A 13,597-nucleotide genomic window follows, 5' to 3' on the forward strand; every position below is an offset into this window, starting at 1 on the left:
ATGAAAAAAATAATAATGATATTGGTTATGGTTTTAACTATAACCAATTTACAAGCCTACTCTTATGCAGCAGCAGGAAAAGAGCCAACCATAGATGCAAAAGAGCAAATAACAAAAGCAATGAATGAAGATAATTTCAAAGAAGCATTGAAAATATTTAAAGAAAATGAAAAAAACTATAAATATCTTACAAAAGAATTTATTCCATCATTATATGCTGGTTTAGAGATATCGATACAAAATAAAGATAAAAAACAGACGATAAAGAATCTTGAACTATCCTTAGCCGCTGAAATACAAAGAAGAATAGACGGTGGTTTACAAAACATTAAAACTTACAATGTCGCAAAAGTGATGGTACTAAAAGCTAAAAAGTTTTATAATCTCTTAGCAGTAAGCTTAGATAAGAAAAATAACAAAAAACTAGAGTCTGCTATAAATAATTGTATTAGAGCCATAGGAAATCCTGGACTTTTTGGTGTTGGAAGTAAACCTGCAAACAAAAATGACTATATCAAAAATCAAAAAATCATAATTGAAGTCATTCAGTCTTTATAGTATCTCAATAGCCATAGCTACTCTTGCCTATGGTCTATTTATATTCTCATATCCTCCGTCGTACTTTAATGATGACTCTCTATTTTTAGCAAATGGAATTTTAAACTTTTCTATCATAGATTTTTCTCCGCAATTTCCTGGATATCCAAGCGTTATTATTTTAGGAAAAACTTTAAACTACTTTATAGACAATCATAAATATTCATTATTTATCTTAAGTGCTGGAGCTGGTATTTTACTGCCTTTGATGTTATTCTTATATGTTAAAGCTATTAAAAATGAGAAAGTTGCTTTTTTCACTTTTCTACTTAGCATCAGTTCAGTGTATTTGTTAAACATATCTTTGAGTATGCTAAGTGAGAGTGTAGGATTATTCTTTTTCTTTTTATCCTTATACCTTTTGGAAATAAAAAAACATAACCTATCAGGAGTTTTTTTAGCAATAGCTTTTTTTGCCCGTCCATCTTATTTTGTCTTGTATTTAGCTGGTTTAGTATATTTATATTTTTATAAAAAAGATTCCATAAAAGATGTTCTCATACCTTTTATCTTCACAACTATTTTATTTCTAATTTTTATTTATCTATCAAATGGGATGCTATATTTTTACGAAGCAAAAAGATTTATTATAGGACATTTTAGTATTTGGGGGACAGGACAACATAGTGAAATTTCATGGTTAAGTAGAATTTTTATAATAGAAAATTTACCTTTTATCTTTTTAATCTTTTTCTTTAAAACTTTTTTTCTAAAACACAAAGAAGAATATTTACTTTTATACATTCTTTTTTTATCATATTTATTATGGATTTTATTAGCACAAAATCCAGACAATATAAGACACTTAGTTCCTCTAATTTTTATAGCAACTATATTTTTAGCTACACTTCTAAAAAACCAAAAAATCCTACTCTCTTTGCTAATATGCTTCAATTTAGCCTATACTCTATCATCCAAAGCCAAGCTATCACCAATAGAACAAATCATATCAAAGATAAAAACTACTGACAGAATAATATTTAGCAATAGATCTATAAATATTTTAAAAAACAACTTGAATACAACAGTCTTTGACAACTATTATGTAGATAGTTCAACCTACTATAAAGAACATAGTAAATATTATGAGATAACCTCTAAAAAACCTACCAAAGTAATGTACAAAACATTTAAAGGTAGGTTTCTAGGAGAAGATAATTATTATTTAATTCTTCCATACAGTAATAAATTCTTGTTTAAATAAATAACCCTGAACAAAATCAACACCTATTTCTTTTGCCAATTCTAAATCTGACTTAGTTTCAACCCCTTCTAAAACTGTATGTTTTTTTACTAATTTAGCATACTTAACTACACCTTTGGCAACTTCTATGTAAGCATTATTTTCCTTAATAGTTTTTAGAAAATCTATATCTAATTTTATAGTATCGGCTCTGTGTAAGAGAGAAGTAAAAAACATACTATTTGGTTTTGCATAGTCATCATAAGCATAAGGAATATTATACTCATCTAGCCAATCCATAAAGTATTCAATATCTTCTGCACTTTCTTCATCAGAATTTTCTATGATTTCTATAATAATTTTTTCACTTGCATTAAACAGTTTAACCCAAAAAGCTATATGATTAGAATCAATTGCTACATCTGGATCTAAATTTAAAAAAAGCTTTTTATCGCAGGGCCTACTGTCTAACTGAAATTTTTTTAAAATTGTTTCCACATAAAAGAAAAGTTCTTTATCACTATGAATACTTTTGAAAAAGTCACTAGGAGATACTAACCTTTCAAAAAATTTAAATCTACTTAATGCTTCATACCCAATTATTTGCATATCTTCAACGCAGATAATTGGCTCATAACAAACACCATAATCTCCATTTGCCATAATTGTTGTAATAATGTTACTGTTTAGATGCACTTTTCACCCTTTTTTAAACTAATAATATAAAAAAGAAGCTTAATTCTTTATGATAATGATTATTAATACAATATTAAGAGTTCTTAGATTATAATTATGATATTAATTATCAACTAAAGGATATAGATGAGAAAAGTAGGCTTTATGCAATATAAAGATCATACCAAAGAGATTTTACCAAAAACATATAAAGTAAATGAAAAAAAGTCTCAGCGCAAAATGTTTTGTATTATGATAAATCAATTTCTTTGCGATGAGGCAAAATTTTCACTAAAGAACACAGATCTTTTTAAAAATAACCTTCTTAATATTTTTGAAAATAAAATCGAATCATTTTTTCAAATTTACAAACTTAGACCTGAAAAAAGTCAAAAAATAGTTCATATATATCATCATGATTCTATACTATTCAATCAATATTTCAAGCATAGTAAAAATCCGAAAATGAGATATTTAGCAAAAGATATGGACTATAAGTCAAACTTTAATATCTTACTCGGTTATTCTCATCCAGCTTCAGATTTAATCCAACTAATTTTTAATGGAAAAGAAATTGAGATGATGCTTGATTTAAATAAAATCTTTACTCAAACAATATATCGTCGTATTAAACAAGAGATAAATAAAACTGTTACACTCGATACTCCATATATTCATATTGACCAACATGGAATACGAACAAGACTATATCCTAGATGGAAGCATGTAGACCCTAAAAATCTACACAAAAGGAATAAAGATATAAGTGAAGGTTTTACACAATTAAACAATGAGGAGATTGATCAATGCTATTTAGTTTATCCAAAAACAGAAAATTTTAAGCGCCATATACTGGTTAAAGGAGAATCATCAAATCAAATAAAGATGATTCCATATTCATTTACATTTTGTAACAAGGAGAAAAAACAATGTCAAAAATAGGACTATTTTACGCCAGTTCAACTGGAAACACAGAAGATATAGCTTCTTTAATTAAAAATAAAATATCTGCAACTGAGGTAGAGCTTCATAATGTAGCTGAGTGTACTGATGATGCTATGGAGCAATATGATTTTATAATTATAGGAGCTTCTACATGGGGAGAAGGAGATCTTCAAGATGATTGGGAAGATTTTCTTCCAAATATTTCTAAAACTAATTTTTCTTCAAAAACAGTAGCACTGTTTGGTCTTGGAGATCAAGAAGAATATTGTGATAACTACCTAGATGCTATGGGAACTTTATATGATGAAGTCATTAAACAAGGTGCAACTGTTGTAGGTTCATGGTCAACAGATGGTTATGAACATGATGAATCAAATGCTATTAGAGATGGCGAATTTGTAGGTTTAGCACTTGATGAGGACAATCAAGGCGAATTAAGTAATGAACGAGTTAGTGCTTGGATAGAACAGATTACACCTTATTTTTAAAATAGGGTGTAATCTGATATTGATAACAACTCTCAATATATTTTAAGTTTAATAAGTGTATAATTCTCTTATTATATTTTGATAAAGGTAATCATTATGAGTTCCAATCCTCTTGATTTAGATTCTGTTTCTAAACTTTCTAACACATATAATGCAAATCAGACTGCTGTTGCTGTACAACAACATCAAAACAAATCTTGGTACAGTGACTTTAAACTACTTTTTTCAATGATGACTGATAGTAGCTTTAAGCTTCAATCTACAACTATGCTTAGTGTTGGTGGAGCTTTGGCTTATGTTGTACTTCCTACCGATGTTGTACCTGATTTTATACCCTTAATGGGCTGGGTTGATGACGCCTTAGTTTTAAAAATAGTTATGGATTCAGCTAAGGGAGAAATCAATCGTTTTCGTCACTTTAAGACACAAGTAGCATAGATGCCTCTTCAAAGCACTGAACGATACATTGATCTTTTTTGTTCAATGTTAAAAAGTGACAAACTAAAATGTACACCTATTCGACAAGATATTTTAAGAGTTTTTTTTACAAGTGGACATATTAATGTAAAAGAAATTTTAAAACAAGTACAAACTTCTAAACAGTCAGTCTATTCAACTCTTAAACTTCTTTTATCATATAACATCATTACGAAACAAACACATAATAACAACTCTTTTTATGAGCTTACTAGAGGAAATGACCATTATCATCTGATTTGTTCAAGATGTTGTGAACATGTAGAATTTTCTGACTCTGAATTAATTGAGCTTATTGATAAGATGGCAATTAAAAATAATTTTAAAACTAATAAACTAGATATTGCACTTTATGGATTATGTGAGAAATGCAATATTGATAATTAGTAAAAATTATAAAATACAGCTAACAAATACACTACTATTATAAAGAAATAAAGGACAGTAGATGATTAAAACTGAAGATATATTGAAAATATCCTCATATTTTTCTAAAATCCATCATACACCTGGTAGATTAAGAGTTAAAATCGATAAGGCAATTTTAGATGAAGTTAAAAATATATCACTTGATGATATTCACTCTTTACCTAAACATATTGATGGACTAAAGAATGTGAAAGTGAATAAAATAATGGCAACAGCTACTATACTTTATGATGCCTCAATTTTTTCACCAACTATTTGGAATGACCTCATAGACGGTGTAAACATAGAAGAGAACACTGAGTTAATCAATAAACTACAATCTCAAATTAAGGAGGATTAATGAATCCAGATGAAGAACAACTACTATCTCAACAAGTAGATACAAGTGCTGATGTTGTACAACAGCTACTACGAATTGCTTGTTATGATGAGTATAAAGCAAATGCTTATTACCAAAAAGTCATAGATACTTATGGCTCAGTTACACCTTTTTCAAACATTGTTCAAGCAGAGGTAAGACACTACACTGCAATAGAGCAACTATGTAAAAAGTATGGTGTTACGCCACCCATAAATGATTGGTATGACAAAATTCAAATAGGCTCCAGCTTAACTGAATGTTGTCAAGATGGAGTAGATGCAGAAATAGCAAATATAGAGATGTATGACAAGCTTTTACCTTTTGTTATGCAAGATGATATAAGAGATGTCTTTTATAAAGAACAAGCAGCCTCTTACAATCAACACCTACCAGCTTTTGAGAGATGTGCTCAAAATAATCAGGCTAACGATAATCAACAACACCATGATATATATAATATGGTTCAAGGTTTAATGAAGGGTGAAATGGACAGTACAAAAATCACACAAGCACTTACATCTATTGGAAGTAGAGATATGATGCTAGGTATGGCGGCAGGTGCTGCATTAGCGATGGCACTTAGTTCAGATGCATCAAAAGATGTATTTGATAAAATTTTTAATGATAAGGATAAATCATGATACCATATTTAATAGGCGCAGCAATAGGCGCAGGCGTAACACTTTATATAAAAAGAAAAAATAAAGAAAAAACTTTAGTTAGTGTTGTAGCTCAGAGTGTACAAAGTGGTGCAGAAGCTGTTAATGAAGTGGCAATTACAACTGTTGATACTGTAAAATCTACAGTAGAAACTATAAAAGAAAAAAATAAAGAAAAAAGAGATGCAAGAAAAACAGCTACTGCTAAAGTAAGCAAGACTACAACTAAAAAAGAAGCGGCTAATGATAAGTAACTTTACTGTACAAACAGGTACTCCAAGACATATAGTTGGTCATGGAGTAAGCGGTGCCGTTGCTGTTGGAGTTATCTCTGGGATAGGTAATGCAAAAAAAGTTAAAGAGAATAAAAAAGATAAAACCGAGGCCATAAGAGATACACTAAAAGACTCTCTTATTGGTGGGATTGCAACTGCTACAGCAATTTCTGTTGCAAATAATCTAGGTGATCCTAGAAAATCGCTTTTTCAGACTCTTGGTTCTTTAGTTTTAGGTGCAGGGGCTATATACACAATAGAAAAAAGTGCAATATATCAAAAAAATAAACTTATTACTGATGGAGAAAAATCATGAAAGAATACCAAACAAACAATAAAAATCCTTATATGAATAATAACAATGCACAAGGTAATATGAGAAACAGAGGTAATAGAGAAAACAAACAGATGCAAAAATCAAATAATATGAGTATGAATAATCAAAACCCATATTTAAATAAGAATAGTATGGGATTTAGCACTTCAGAAGTATTAGCAGGTCTCTTAATTGGTGCAGCAGCTACATATATACTAACAAATGAGAATGTTCAAAAAACAATCTTTAAAGGTATGGTATCTATGGGTGATGTTATCACTGGTGGAATGGATGAAATGAAAGAGCGTTTCGAAGATGCCAAAGCAGAACATGAAGCAGCAAAAGAAGCTTAATGAATAAATTTAATTTAGTTCATAAACTCCCAAACCGCTTAAGATACAAAATATTTGATATATCATCTAAAAATGATGAAAAACCATTAATAGAAAGTATCCAAAAGTGTGAAGGTGTTAAAAATGCTAGAGTAAATATTAGAGCAAAAAGTTTAATAATAGAAATAAATAACTCTCACATTCAAGAAAAAATTGAAAAAATTATAACTGAGTTTAAAGTAACTCAGTGTGATTCAAGTTGTAGAGTTGAGAGAGGTGAAGTTCTTCTTTCAAAACAAGGGCTTATAACTATGGCCGGTGTTACTGGTGCTGGTTTTATTTTACCAAAGATTATTAATGCACCGCTAAGCATAGCGACGAACACACCAATGATGATATCCGGGTTAAAAGATTTATACAAAAATGGAATTACTTCTCATGTTTTAGAATCTTTAGCTGTTGGAGTATCTCTTTGGAGAAAAGATTATACTGCGGCTAACTTTACAAGTCTTTTACTTGAAGCAGGTGAATACATAGAAGAAAGTACTTCTGATCGCTCAGACAACTTACTTCGTGAACTTATTCGTCCAAATGTAGAAGAAGTATGGATAGAGAAAAATGGAATTGAAGAAAAAATAAACTATAGCCTTGTAAAAATAGGTGACATTATTATTGTAGCTGTTGGAGATATGATAAGTATTGATGGACACATCATACAAGGTGAAGCTTTAATAAATCAATCTAGCATGACAGGAGAAAGTGTATCTGTCACTAAAGCCTACGGGGACAGAGTAATGGCTGGAACAGTAGTTGAAGAGGGACGAATAAAGATTTGGGCTGAACATGTTGGAGATGATACCTCGGCTGCTCAAGTTACAAAATATATACAAGAGTCACTCTCATCTAAATCTTCTTCTGCACTAAAAGCACTAAAACTAGCAGATAAGTTAGTTCCTCTAACGCTTGGATTAAGTGCTTTTGCATATATTACTACAAAAGACTGGGAGAGAGTTGCTGCGGTATTACAAGCTGATTATTCTTGTGCTTTAAAACTTGCTACCCCTGTTGCATTTAAAAGTTCTCTGCATAAAGCTGGGAAAAATGGCATTATGATTAAAAATGCTCAAGCACTGGAAAATTTAAGTGAAGCAGATACCGTTATATTTGACAAGACAGGAACACTTACTACAGGTGAGTTATATGTTTGTGATGTAATATCTTTTAATGATAAATGGAATGAAAAGAAAATTTTATCACTTGCAGCTTCAACAGAGGAACATTATTTTCATCCAGTTGCAGAAGCCGTAGTAAGAGCCGCAAATGAACAATCTTTTGAACATGTTCACCATGAAGAAGTAGAATTTATCGTTGCACATGGGGTAACAACTGAAGTGAATGGGAAAAAAGTTCATATAGGTTCTCAACACTTTTTAGAAGATGATGAAGGGATAGACTTTAATGGTCATATCCCTACTATACAAAAGCATGAAAATGAAGGTAAAACAATCCTTTGTATCGGATATGACTATAAACTTCTTGGCATGATTACAATGATAGACACAGTTCGTCATAATACTAAAAAAACTATTGATAAGCTTCATGAGTTAGGTATCAAAGAAGTTATTATGCTAACTGGGGACAAGCAACAAAAAGCAGATGAAGTAGCTAAAGAAATAGGGATTGATACAGTTTTAGCAGAGCTTCTTCCTACTCAAAAAGCAGACATTGTTAAAGAGCTTGTTGCTAATGGAAGAAAAGTTGTATTTGTTGGTGATGGCATAAATGACGCACCTGCTTTAGTAGAAGCAAATGTTGGAATTAGTATGAGTAAAGGTGCTCAAATTGCAAAAGCATCTGCTGATATTTCTTTACTTAAAGATGATATTTCTTGTATTTGGGAAGCTATAGAATTAGCACAAGATACTATGAAACTTATAAAATCAAATTTTAATATTACAGTAGCTGCGAACACTGCTATTCTAGCTTCAGCAACAATGGGATACATTAACCCAATTAAAACTGCTATCTTACATAATGGTACAACAGTTGGGATTCTTCTTAATGCGATAAAAGGGGTAAAGACTGAAAAACAGGAGTTTGTTTAAACTCTTTGCTAATTTCTAGCAAAGAGTTTAACTGAAAATTCATCTTAAGTTTATTATGTTTTTATATATCAGTATGTCATAGGAGGTGCCATACCCTTCATAAATATATAAAATAAATATAACACTCTAACGAGTGCCTTCATATATATTTGTGTTGTTGTTTGTGAAAATCTATATTATTTTATCTCATCTAACTCCTTAAATCATTTATTTGAAGCCACTAACAAGGCTTACCTGTAAATCTTTTTATTTTTGCTTTATTGCTTAACTCAAACATTTCGTGTCTCCAAAAATTTGCTAAACTCTGCTTCAACACTAGCTGTACCTCTGCGTGTACATATCAAAGGTATATCTTGTTTTTTAGCAGATTTTTTAAAATGACTCATAGAATTATGCTTTAAAAAATCTATCAACATAATTATTGCATCTGTATTAGCAGGAATCTTTTTATGAGAAGTTGAATTCTTTCTTGAATCCCAGTGTGTTGTTTTTGTAGCGCCAAGAGATTTTAGTAATTCTGTTATTTTAGAAACCTTATCTCCACCTATCAGTAAAATAGACATTTAAAAACTCCTTTTTGATAATTGTTATTAAAATAATACACAACAAAAGCTTAAGGCAATATTATATTGATAATTATTATCATAAATAACTGCTTTAGTAAATAATTTTAATGAGATGGGGAGAGGAGGTGAAGAAGTATTTGAAATTTTATATCAAATGGTTAAAAAGTCACAAAAAGAGATTAATCTCTTTTTGTTCCTCTAGAATTTCTTTTTCTTTCATTTTCTGTTAAAAGTTTTTTACGAATTCTAATAGACTTTGGCGTAACTTCAAGTAGCTCATCTTCTTCTATCCACTCTAAAGCGCGTTCTAGTGACATATCTCTAAATGGCACAAGTTTAATAGCTTCATCAGCACCAGAAGAACGAACATTTGATTGTGCTTTACCTTTAATCGGGTTAACAACTAAATCGTTAGAACGAGAATGCTCACCAATAATCATACCTTCATAAACCTCAGTTTGAACTCCGATGAAAAGAACACCACGGTCTTGAATAGAAAATAGTGAAAAAGCAAGAGTTGAACCTGGAGTCATTGAAACTAAAGCTCCATAAGAGCGAGATTCAACAGAACCGCTAAATGGACGGAACTCTAAGAAAGAGTGGTTCATAACACCCTCTCCTTTTGTATCTGTTAAAAACTGACCTCTAAAACCGATAAGTGCACGAGCAGGAATCTCAAACTCAATTCTTTGGAAGCCTGAACCCATTGGAAGCATTGATTTCATCTCAGCCTTTCTTTTACCAAGACGCTCTATAACAGTACCAGACAACTCTTCAGGAACATCAATAACTAGATGCTCAAATGGTTCACATTTAACACCCTCTATCGTTTTAACGATAACTTCTGGACGAGAGATAGAAAACTCAAAATTTTCACGACGCATATTTTCAGCTAATATAGTAATTTGAAGTTCACCACGACCTGAAACTTTAAATTTACCCTCGCCAACAGTTTCAAGCTTCATAGCAACATTTGTTACCATTTCAGACTCCAAACGCTCACGAAGTTTGTTTGAAGTAACATGCTTACCTTCTTTTCCAGCTAAAGGAGAATCGTTTACAGCAAATACAACTGTAAGAGTAGGCTCTTCAATATGCATAGGGTCAAGTGCAACTGGATGAACAGGATCAGCAACGGTGTCACCAACATCAACCGTTTCCATACCAGCAAATGCAACGATATCTCCAGCTTCAGCTTGTTCTATTTCCATTCTGTTTAAACCATGAAAACCAATAAGTTTAGAAATCTTACCCTTAACCATTTCACCATCAGCTTTTGCAAGCATAATATTATCGCCCTTATTTACTGTGCCATTAAAGATACGGCTAATTCCGATTTTTCCAACATAGTTATCATAATCAAGTGTAAATACCTGAGCTTGAAGAGGATTTGCTGCATCTCCATCTGGCTCTGGAACATCATTTATAATAGCATCAAAAATACAAGTAAAATCTCCATCAGGATCAGCCATATCCATTTTAGCCATACCATCACGAGCAGCTGCATATATAATAGGAAAATCTTGTTGGTCATCAGTAGCACCCATATCTGCAAAAAGGTCAAACATCTCATCAACAACTCTATCTGGGTCAGCAGAATCTTTATCGATTTTGTTAATTACAACGATTGGTTTTTTACCAAGTGCGAGCATCTTCTTAACAACAAACTTAGTTTGAGGCATAACACCTTCATAAGCATCTACAAGGACTAAAACACCATCAACCATCTTAAGTACGCGTTCAACTTCTCCACCAAAGTCAGCATGACCGGGAGTATCAATAATATTAATTTTATGACCTTTATAACGAATAGCTGTATTTTTAGAAAGAATCGTAATTCCTCTTTCGCGCTCTAAATCGTTTGAGTCCATCGCTCTTTCATCATGTTGTTCATGATCGCCAAATGTACCAGATTGCTCTAGTAGTCCATCAACCAATGTTGTTTTACCGTGGTCAACATGTGCAATAACTGCAATATTTCTTATTTTTTGCATAAGGGTTTCCTTTAAGTTATGGGAAATTTTCGCGATTATAGCCAAATATATCTCAATATATGATAAAAATGATAATATACATATTATAATATACTAATAAGATGATAAAATACACATAAGTAATGGAGCATAAAGATGATTGATTATCCAAACTATTTAAATAAAATCTTTTATAAACTGCTTCAAAATAATGCTCATATTATTATCGTAGGGGGTTATGTTCGTGATTTTTTACTTCATAACAATGCTCAAGCATCTAAAGATATAGATATCGAGATTTATAATATCTCTTCGTATGAAAAACTAGACACTCTACTAAAAGAGTTTGGCAAAGTTAATAGCGTTGGAAAAAGTTTTGGAGTTTGTAAACTTTCTTTAGCAAATATAGACTTAGATTTTACTCTACCGAGAATTGATTCAAAAGTAGCATCTGGACATAAAGGCTTTGAGGTTGAAGTTAAAAAAGATTTAGACTTTAGTGAGGCTTCAAGACGAAGAGATTTTACTATGAATGCCATAGGTTTTGATGTTTTTAAAAAAGAGATTTTAGACCCACACAATGGCGTAAAAGACTTAGAGAAAAAAATCCTAAAAATGGTAGATGCAAAAACTTTTGTTGATGACCCTCTTAGAGTTTTAAGGGCGGTGCAGTTTTGTGCTAGATTTGAGTTAAAAATGGATGCTAACTTATTTAACCTATGTTCACAGATGATAAAAAAAGATATGCTTTTAGAACTACCAAAAGAGAGGGTATATGGAGAAATTAAAAAACTTTTACTTAAATCTAAAAGACCTTCTATTGGGTTTAAACTTTTAAATAAACTAAAAGCCACGATTAAAATCGAGGCAAATTTATTCGAGGTTTTAGACGCTTTAGCAAATGAAAACATTACTAATATTAAAACAAAAGAAGTTTTAATGTTAGTCCTACTTTCTTACAAACAAGACCTAGAACAAACAAAAAAATTTATATCTAAACTTAGCAACGAAATAAAGTTAGCATCTAGAGTGTCTGCTCTTGTTGTAAACTTACCATTAGCACTTGATTTAACTAAAAAAGAATTTAGTGATTATGAAGTGTTTAAACTTGCAACTTTAGTCAATATTGAGGAAATTTTCACTCTTTTAAAAGTAATTTATGGGGTTGATAATAAACTTTATCTAAGAGCAAAAGAGTTAGGTATTTTAAACACTAAACTCCCTGCTATCATAAAAGGAAGGGACTTAATATCTTTAGGACTTAATCCATCTAGGAAGTTTAAAACTATACTAGATGCTAGCTATGACGCACAGATGCAAGGTGTCTTTCAAACTTCAAGTGAAGCAAAAGAATGGCTACTGGCCAATCACCTTAGACTTTCTGTTTAGTTCGGCTCTTAGACTTATAAGATCTACCGCTTTTCCTAGTGCATCTTTAAATCTTGAACCATAAATTTGTTTATGTTTTTTATCATAACTATCAATAATTTCTTTGTATGTTTTGATAAACTCATCTACTTGTTCTATGGCTAATACAGTAAGTTTTTTGTTCGTTAAAAGAGTTAAAACTAGGTCAAAACCTTTTTTGATTTTACTATCCATATCATCAGCATTTATATATCTTTTTGAAGTTTTTTCATCTTCTTTTAAAAGCCTAGTCATGATTTCGCTTATGCCGTCTTCATCTACGCTCATATCAGGCATTCTATCACTTATATAAGCCTTCATATCTGTTAGGTTCATCTTAGCTATCTTTTGGACTAACTCTTTATGCACCTTATCTTCGCCACTTACGCCTTTTATCTTACCTAGTATACTTCCAAACATTTTAGCCTTCCTTATATTTTAGAGCTATCTATTTCTATAACAGTATGAACATTGCCTCTTGGGTTATAATCAGCAATAATTTTCATATATTTTGGTTTTAGTTTTTTATCTAGAACTTCATATATTTCATTTGCAGAGTTTTCATGACTTACATGTTTATCTCTAAAAGAATTTATATACAACTTCATCGCTTTAAGTTCTACAACCCATTTATCTGGTGTGTATTCTAAGTAAATTGTAGCATAATCTGGATATCCACTTCTTGGGCACAAGCACGAAAACTCTGGCAAAGTCATCTTTATAAGATAATTTCTTTCATGCTCATTTGGCCATATTTCTAAATCTTTGTCTATATTAAACTCGTTAACAATTTTTTCGCCATATTTCAT

Annotated in this window: 18 protein-coding genes; 13 read left to right on the plus strand and 5 right to left on the minus strand. The window is 31.1% G+C overall.

Annotated elements, in window-relative coordinates:
• Complete coding sequence (locus tag MOV50_RS06370) at positions 1-558, plus strand: hypothetical protein (RefSeq protein ID WP_321779562.1); 558 nt, start codon at positions 1-3, stop codon at positions 556-558.
• Entirely contained in the window at positions 536-1,801 is a 1,266-nt protein-coding gene (locus MOV50_RS06375) for a glycosyltransferase family 39 protein (RefSeq protein WP_321779563.1), read from the plus strand. The genes MOV50_RS06370 and MOV50_RS06375 overlap by 23 nt, the downstream gene beginning before the upstream one ends.
• Here MOV50_RS06375 and MOV50_RS06380 read toward each other — a convergent pair.
• Complete coding sequence (locus MOV50_RS06380; protein WP_321779564.1) at positions 1,763-2,476, minus strand: EAL domain-containing protein; 714 nt, start codon at positions 2,474-2,476, stop codon at positions 1,763-1,765. The two genes, MOV50_RS06375 and MOV50_RS06380, sit on opposite strands and share 39 nt — an antisense overlap.
• Positions 2,477-2,602: 126 nt before the next feature.
• Here MOV50_RS06380 and MOV50_RS06385 point away from each other — a divergent pair, with 126 nt between their 5' ends.
• The 10 genes from MOV50_RS06385 to MOV50_RS06430 all read left to right on the plus strand — a co-directional run bounded on the left by MOV50_RS06385 (position 2,603) and on the right by MOV50_RS06430 (position 8,842).
• On the plus strand, positions 2,603-3,397 hold the full coding sequence (locus MOV50_RS06385) for a hypothetical protein (protein WP_321779565.1): 795 nt from the start codon (positions 2,603-2,605) through the stop codon (positions 3,395-3,397).
• Entirely contained in the window at positions 3,385-3,888 is a 504-nt protein-coding gene (locus MOV50_RS06390) for a flavodoxin (RefSeq protein ID WP_321779566.1), read from the plus strand. The genes MOV50_RS06385 and MOV50_RS06390 overlap by 13 nt, the downstream gene beginning before the upstream one ends.
• Before the next feature lie 96 nt (positions 3,889-3,984).
• Positions 3,985-4,326: a YkvA family protein gene (locus MOV50_RS06395; protein ID WP_321779567.1), complete on the plus strand. Its 342-nt coding sequence runs from the start codon at positions 3,985-3,987 to the stop codon at positions 4,324-4,326.
• Positions 4,327-4,752 carry a Fur family transcriptional regulator gene (locus MOV50_RS06400; RefSeq protein WP_321779568.1) on the plus strand — a complete coding sequence of 142 codons (426 nt, stop codon included), beginning with the start codon at positions 4,327-4,329 and terminating at the stop codon, positions 4,750-4,752. It abuts the gene before it with no gap.
• A gap of 61 nt (positions 4,753-4,813) precedes the next feature.
• Positions 4,814-5,134, plus strand: coding sequence for a hypothetical protein (locus MOV50_RS06405; protein ID WP_321779569.1), 321 nt, complete (start codon positions 4,814-4,816; stop codon positions 5,132-5,134).
• Complete coding sequence (locus MOV50_RS06410; RefSeq protein WP_321779570.1) at positions 5,134-5,796, plus strand: DUF2202 domain-containing protein; 663 nt, start codon at positions 5,134-5,136, stop codon at positions 5,794-5,796. The genes MOV50_RS06405 and MOV50_RS06410 overlap by 1 nt, the downstream gene beginning before the upstream one ends.
• Positions 5,793-6,068, plus strand: a complete 276-nt coding sequence (locus MOV50_RS06415) for a hypothetical protein (protein ID WP_321779571.1) — start codon at positions 5,793-5,795, stop codon at positions 6,066-6,068. The genes MOV50_RS06410 and MOV50_RS06415 overlap by 4 nt, the downstream gene beginning before the upstream one ends.
• Complete coding sequence (locus MOV50_RS06420) at positions 6,058-6,405, plus strand: hypothetical protein (RefSeq protein WP_321779572.1); 348 nt, start codon at positions 6,058-6,060, stop codon at positions 6,403-6,405. The genes MOV50_RS06415 and MOV50_RS06420 overlap by 11 nt, the downstream gene beginning before the upstream one ends.
• Complete coding sequence (locus MOV50_RS06425; protein WP_321779573.1) at positions 6,402-6,758, plus strand: YtxH domain-containing protein; 357 nt, start codon at positions 6,402-6,404, stop codon at positions 6,756-6,758. Before MOV50_RS06420 ends, MOV50_RS06425 begins: the two co-directional genes overlap by 4 nt.
• Positions 6,758-8,842: a heavy metal translocating P-type ATPase gene (locus MOV50_RS06430; protein WP_321779574.1), complete on the plus strand. Its 2,085-nt coding sequence runs from the start codon at positions 6,758-6,760 to the stop codon at positions 8,840-8,842. Before MOV50_RS06425 ends, MOV50_RS06430 begins: the two co-directional genes overlap by 1 nt.
• 269 nt (positions 8,843-9,111) lie before the next feature.
• Here MOV50_RS06430 and MOV50_RS06435 read toward each other — a convergent pair whose 3' ends face one another.
• Positions 9,112-9,405 carry a DUF2325 domain-containing protein gene (locus tag MOV50_RS06435; protein WP_321779575.1) on the minus strand — a complete coding sequence of 98 codons (294 nt, stop codon included), beginning with the start codon at positions 9,403-9,405 and terminating at the stop codon, positions 9,112-9,114.
• A gap of 182 nt (positions 9,406-9,587) precedes the next feature.
• On the minus strand, positions 9,588-11,402 hold the full coding sequence (gene typA / locus MOV50_RS06440; RefSeq protein WP_321779576.1) for a translational GTPase TypA: 1,815 nt from the start codon (positions 11,400-11,402) through the stop codon (positions 9,588-9,590).
• 135 nt (positions 11,403-11,537) lie between these two features.
• On the opposite strand from typA, the gene MOV50_RS06445 reads away from it, so the two are divergent.
• Entirely contained in the window at positions 11,538-12,770 is a 1,233-nt protein-coding gene (locus MOV50_RS06445; RefSeq protein WP_321779577.1) for a CCA tRNA nucleotidyltransferase, read from the plus strand.
• Here MOV50_RS06445 and MOV50_RS06450 read toward each other — a convergent pair.
• Together MOV50_RS06450 and queF are read right to left on the minus strand one after the other, a co-directional pair.
• Positions 12,738-13,208, minus strand: a complete 471-nt coding sequence (locus MOV50_RS06450) for a hypothetical protein (RefSeq protein ID WP_321779578.1) — start codon at positions 13,206-13,208, stop codon at positions 12,738-12,740. The genes MOV50_RS06445 and MOV50_RS06450 overlap by 33 nt on opposite strands.
• Positions 13,209-13,219: 11 nt before the next feature.
• A complete protein-coding gene (gene queF, locus MOV50_RS06455) occupies positions 13,220-13,597 on the minus strand; it encodes a preQ(1) synthase (RefSeq protein WP_321779579.1) in 378 nt (125 codons plus the stop codon).

The sequence above is a fragment of the Sulfurimonas sp. genome, from assembly GCF_029027585.1.
Taxonomy (GTDB): Bacteria; Campylobacterota; Campylobacteria; order Campylobacterales; family Sulfurimonadaceae; genus Sulfurimonas.

Bases quoted from the DNA above. Each gene is read 5' to 3' on its own strand.
- MOV50_RS06450 (WP_321779578.1), bottom strand. From the start codon at position 13,208: ATGTTTGGAAGTATACTAGGTAAGATAAAAGGCGTAAGTGGCGAAGAT.
- MOV50_RS06405 (WP_321779569.1), top strand. From the start codon at position 4,814: ATGATTAAAACTGAAGATATATTGAAAATATCCTCATATTTTTCTAAA.
- MOV50_RS06435 (WP_321779575.1), bottom strand. From the start codon at position 9,405: ATGTCTATTTTACTGATAGGTGGAGATAAGGTTTCTAAAATAACAGAA.
- MOV50_RS06420 (WP_321779572.1), top strand. From the start codon at position 6,058: ATGATAAGTAACTTTACTGTACAAACAGGTACTCCAAGACATATAGTT.
- typA (WP_321779576.1), bottom strand. From the start codon at position 11,402: ATGCAAAAAATAAGAAATATTGCAGTTATTGCACATGTTGACCACGGT.
- MOV50_RS06385 (WP_321779565.1), top strand. From the start codon at position 2,603: ATGAGAAAAGTAGGCTTTATGCAATATAAAGATCATACCAAAGAGATT.
- queF (WP_321779579.1), bottom strand. From the start codon at position 13,597: ATGAAATATGGCGAAAAAATTGTTAACGAGTTTAATATAGACAAAGAT.
- MOV50_RS06425 (WP_321779573.1), top strand. From the start codon at position 6,402: ATGAAAGAATACCAAACAAACAATAAAAATCCTTATATGAATAATAAC.
- MOV50_RS06430 (WP_321779574.1), top strand. From the start codon at position 6,758: ATGAATAAATTTAATTTAGTTCATAAACTCCCAAACCGCTTAAGATAC.
- MOV50_RS06370 (WP_321779562.1), top strand. From the start codon at position 1: ATGAAAAAAATAATAATGATATTGGTTATGGTTTTAACTATAACCAAT.
- MOV50_RS06445 (WP_321779577.1), top strand. From the start codon at position 11,538: ATGATTGATTATCCAAACTATTTAAATAAAATCTTTTATAAACTGCTT.
- MOV50_RS06390 (WP_321779566.1), top strand. From the start codon at position 3,385: ATGTCAAAAATAGGACTATTTTACGCCAGTTCAACTGGAAACACAGAA.
- MOV50_RS06410 (WP_321779570.1), top strand. From the start codon at position 5,134: ATGAATCCAGATGAAGAACAACTACTATCTCAACAAGTAGATACAAGT.
- MOV50_RS06400 (WP_321779568.1), top strand. From the start codon at position 4,327: ATGCCTCTTCAAAGCACTGAACGATACATTGATCTTTTTTGTTCAATG.
- MOV50_RS06395 (WP_321779567.1), top strand. From the start codon at position 3,985: ATGAGTTCCAATCCTCTTGATTTAGATTCTGTTTCTAAACTTTCTAAC.
- MOV50_RS06415 (WP_321779571.1), top strand. From the start codon at position 5,793: ATGATACCATATTTAATAGGCGCAGCAATAGGCGCAGGCGTAACACTT.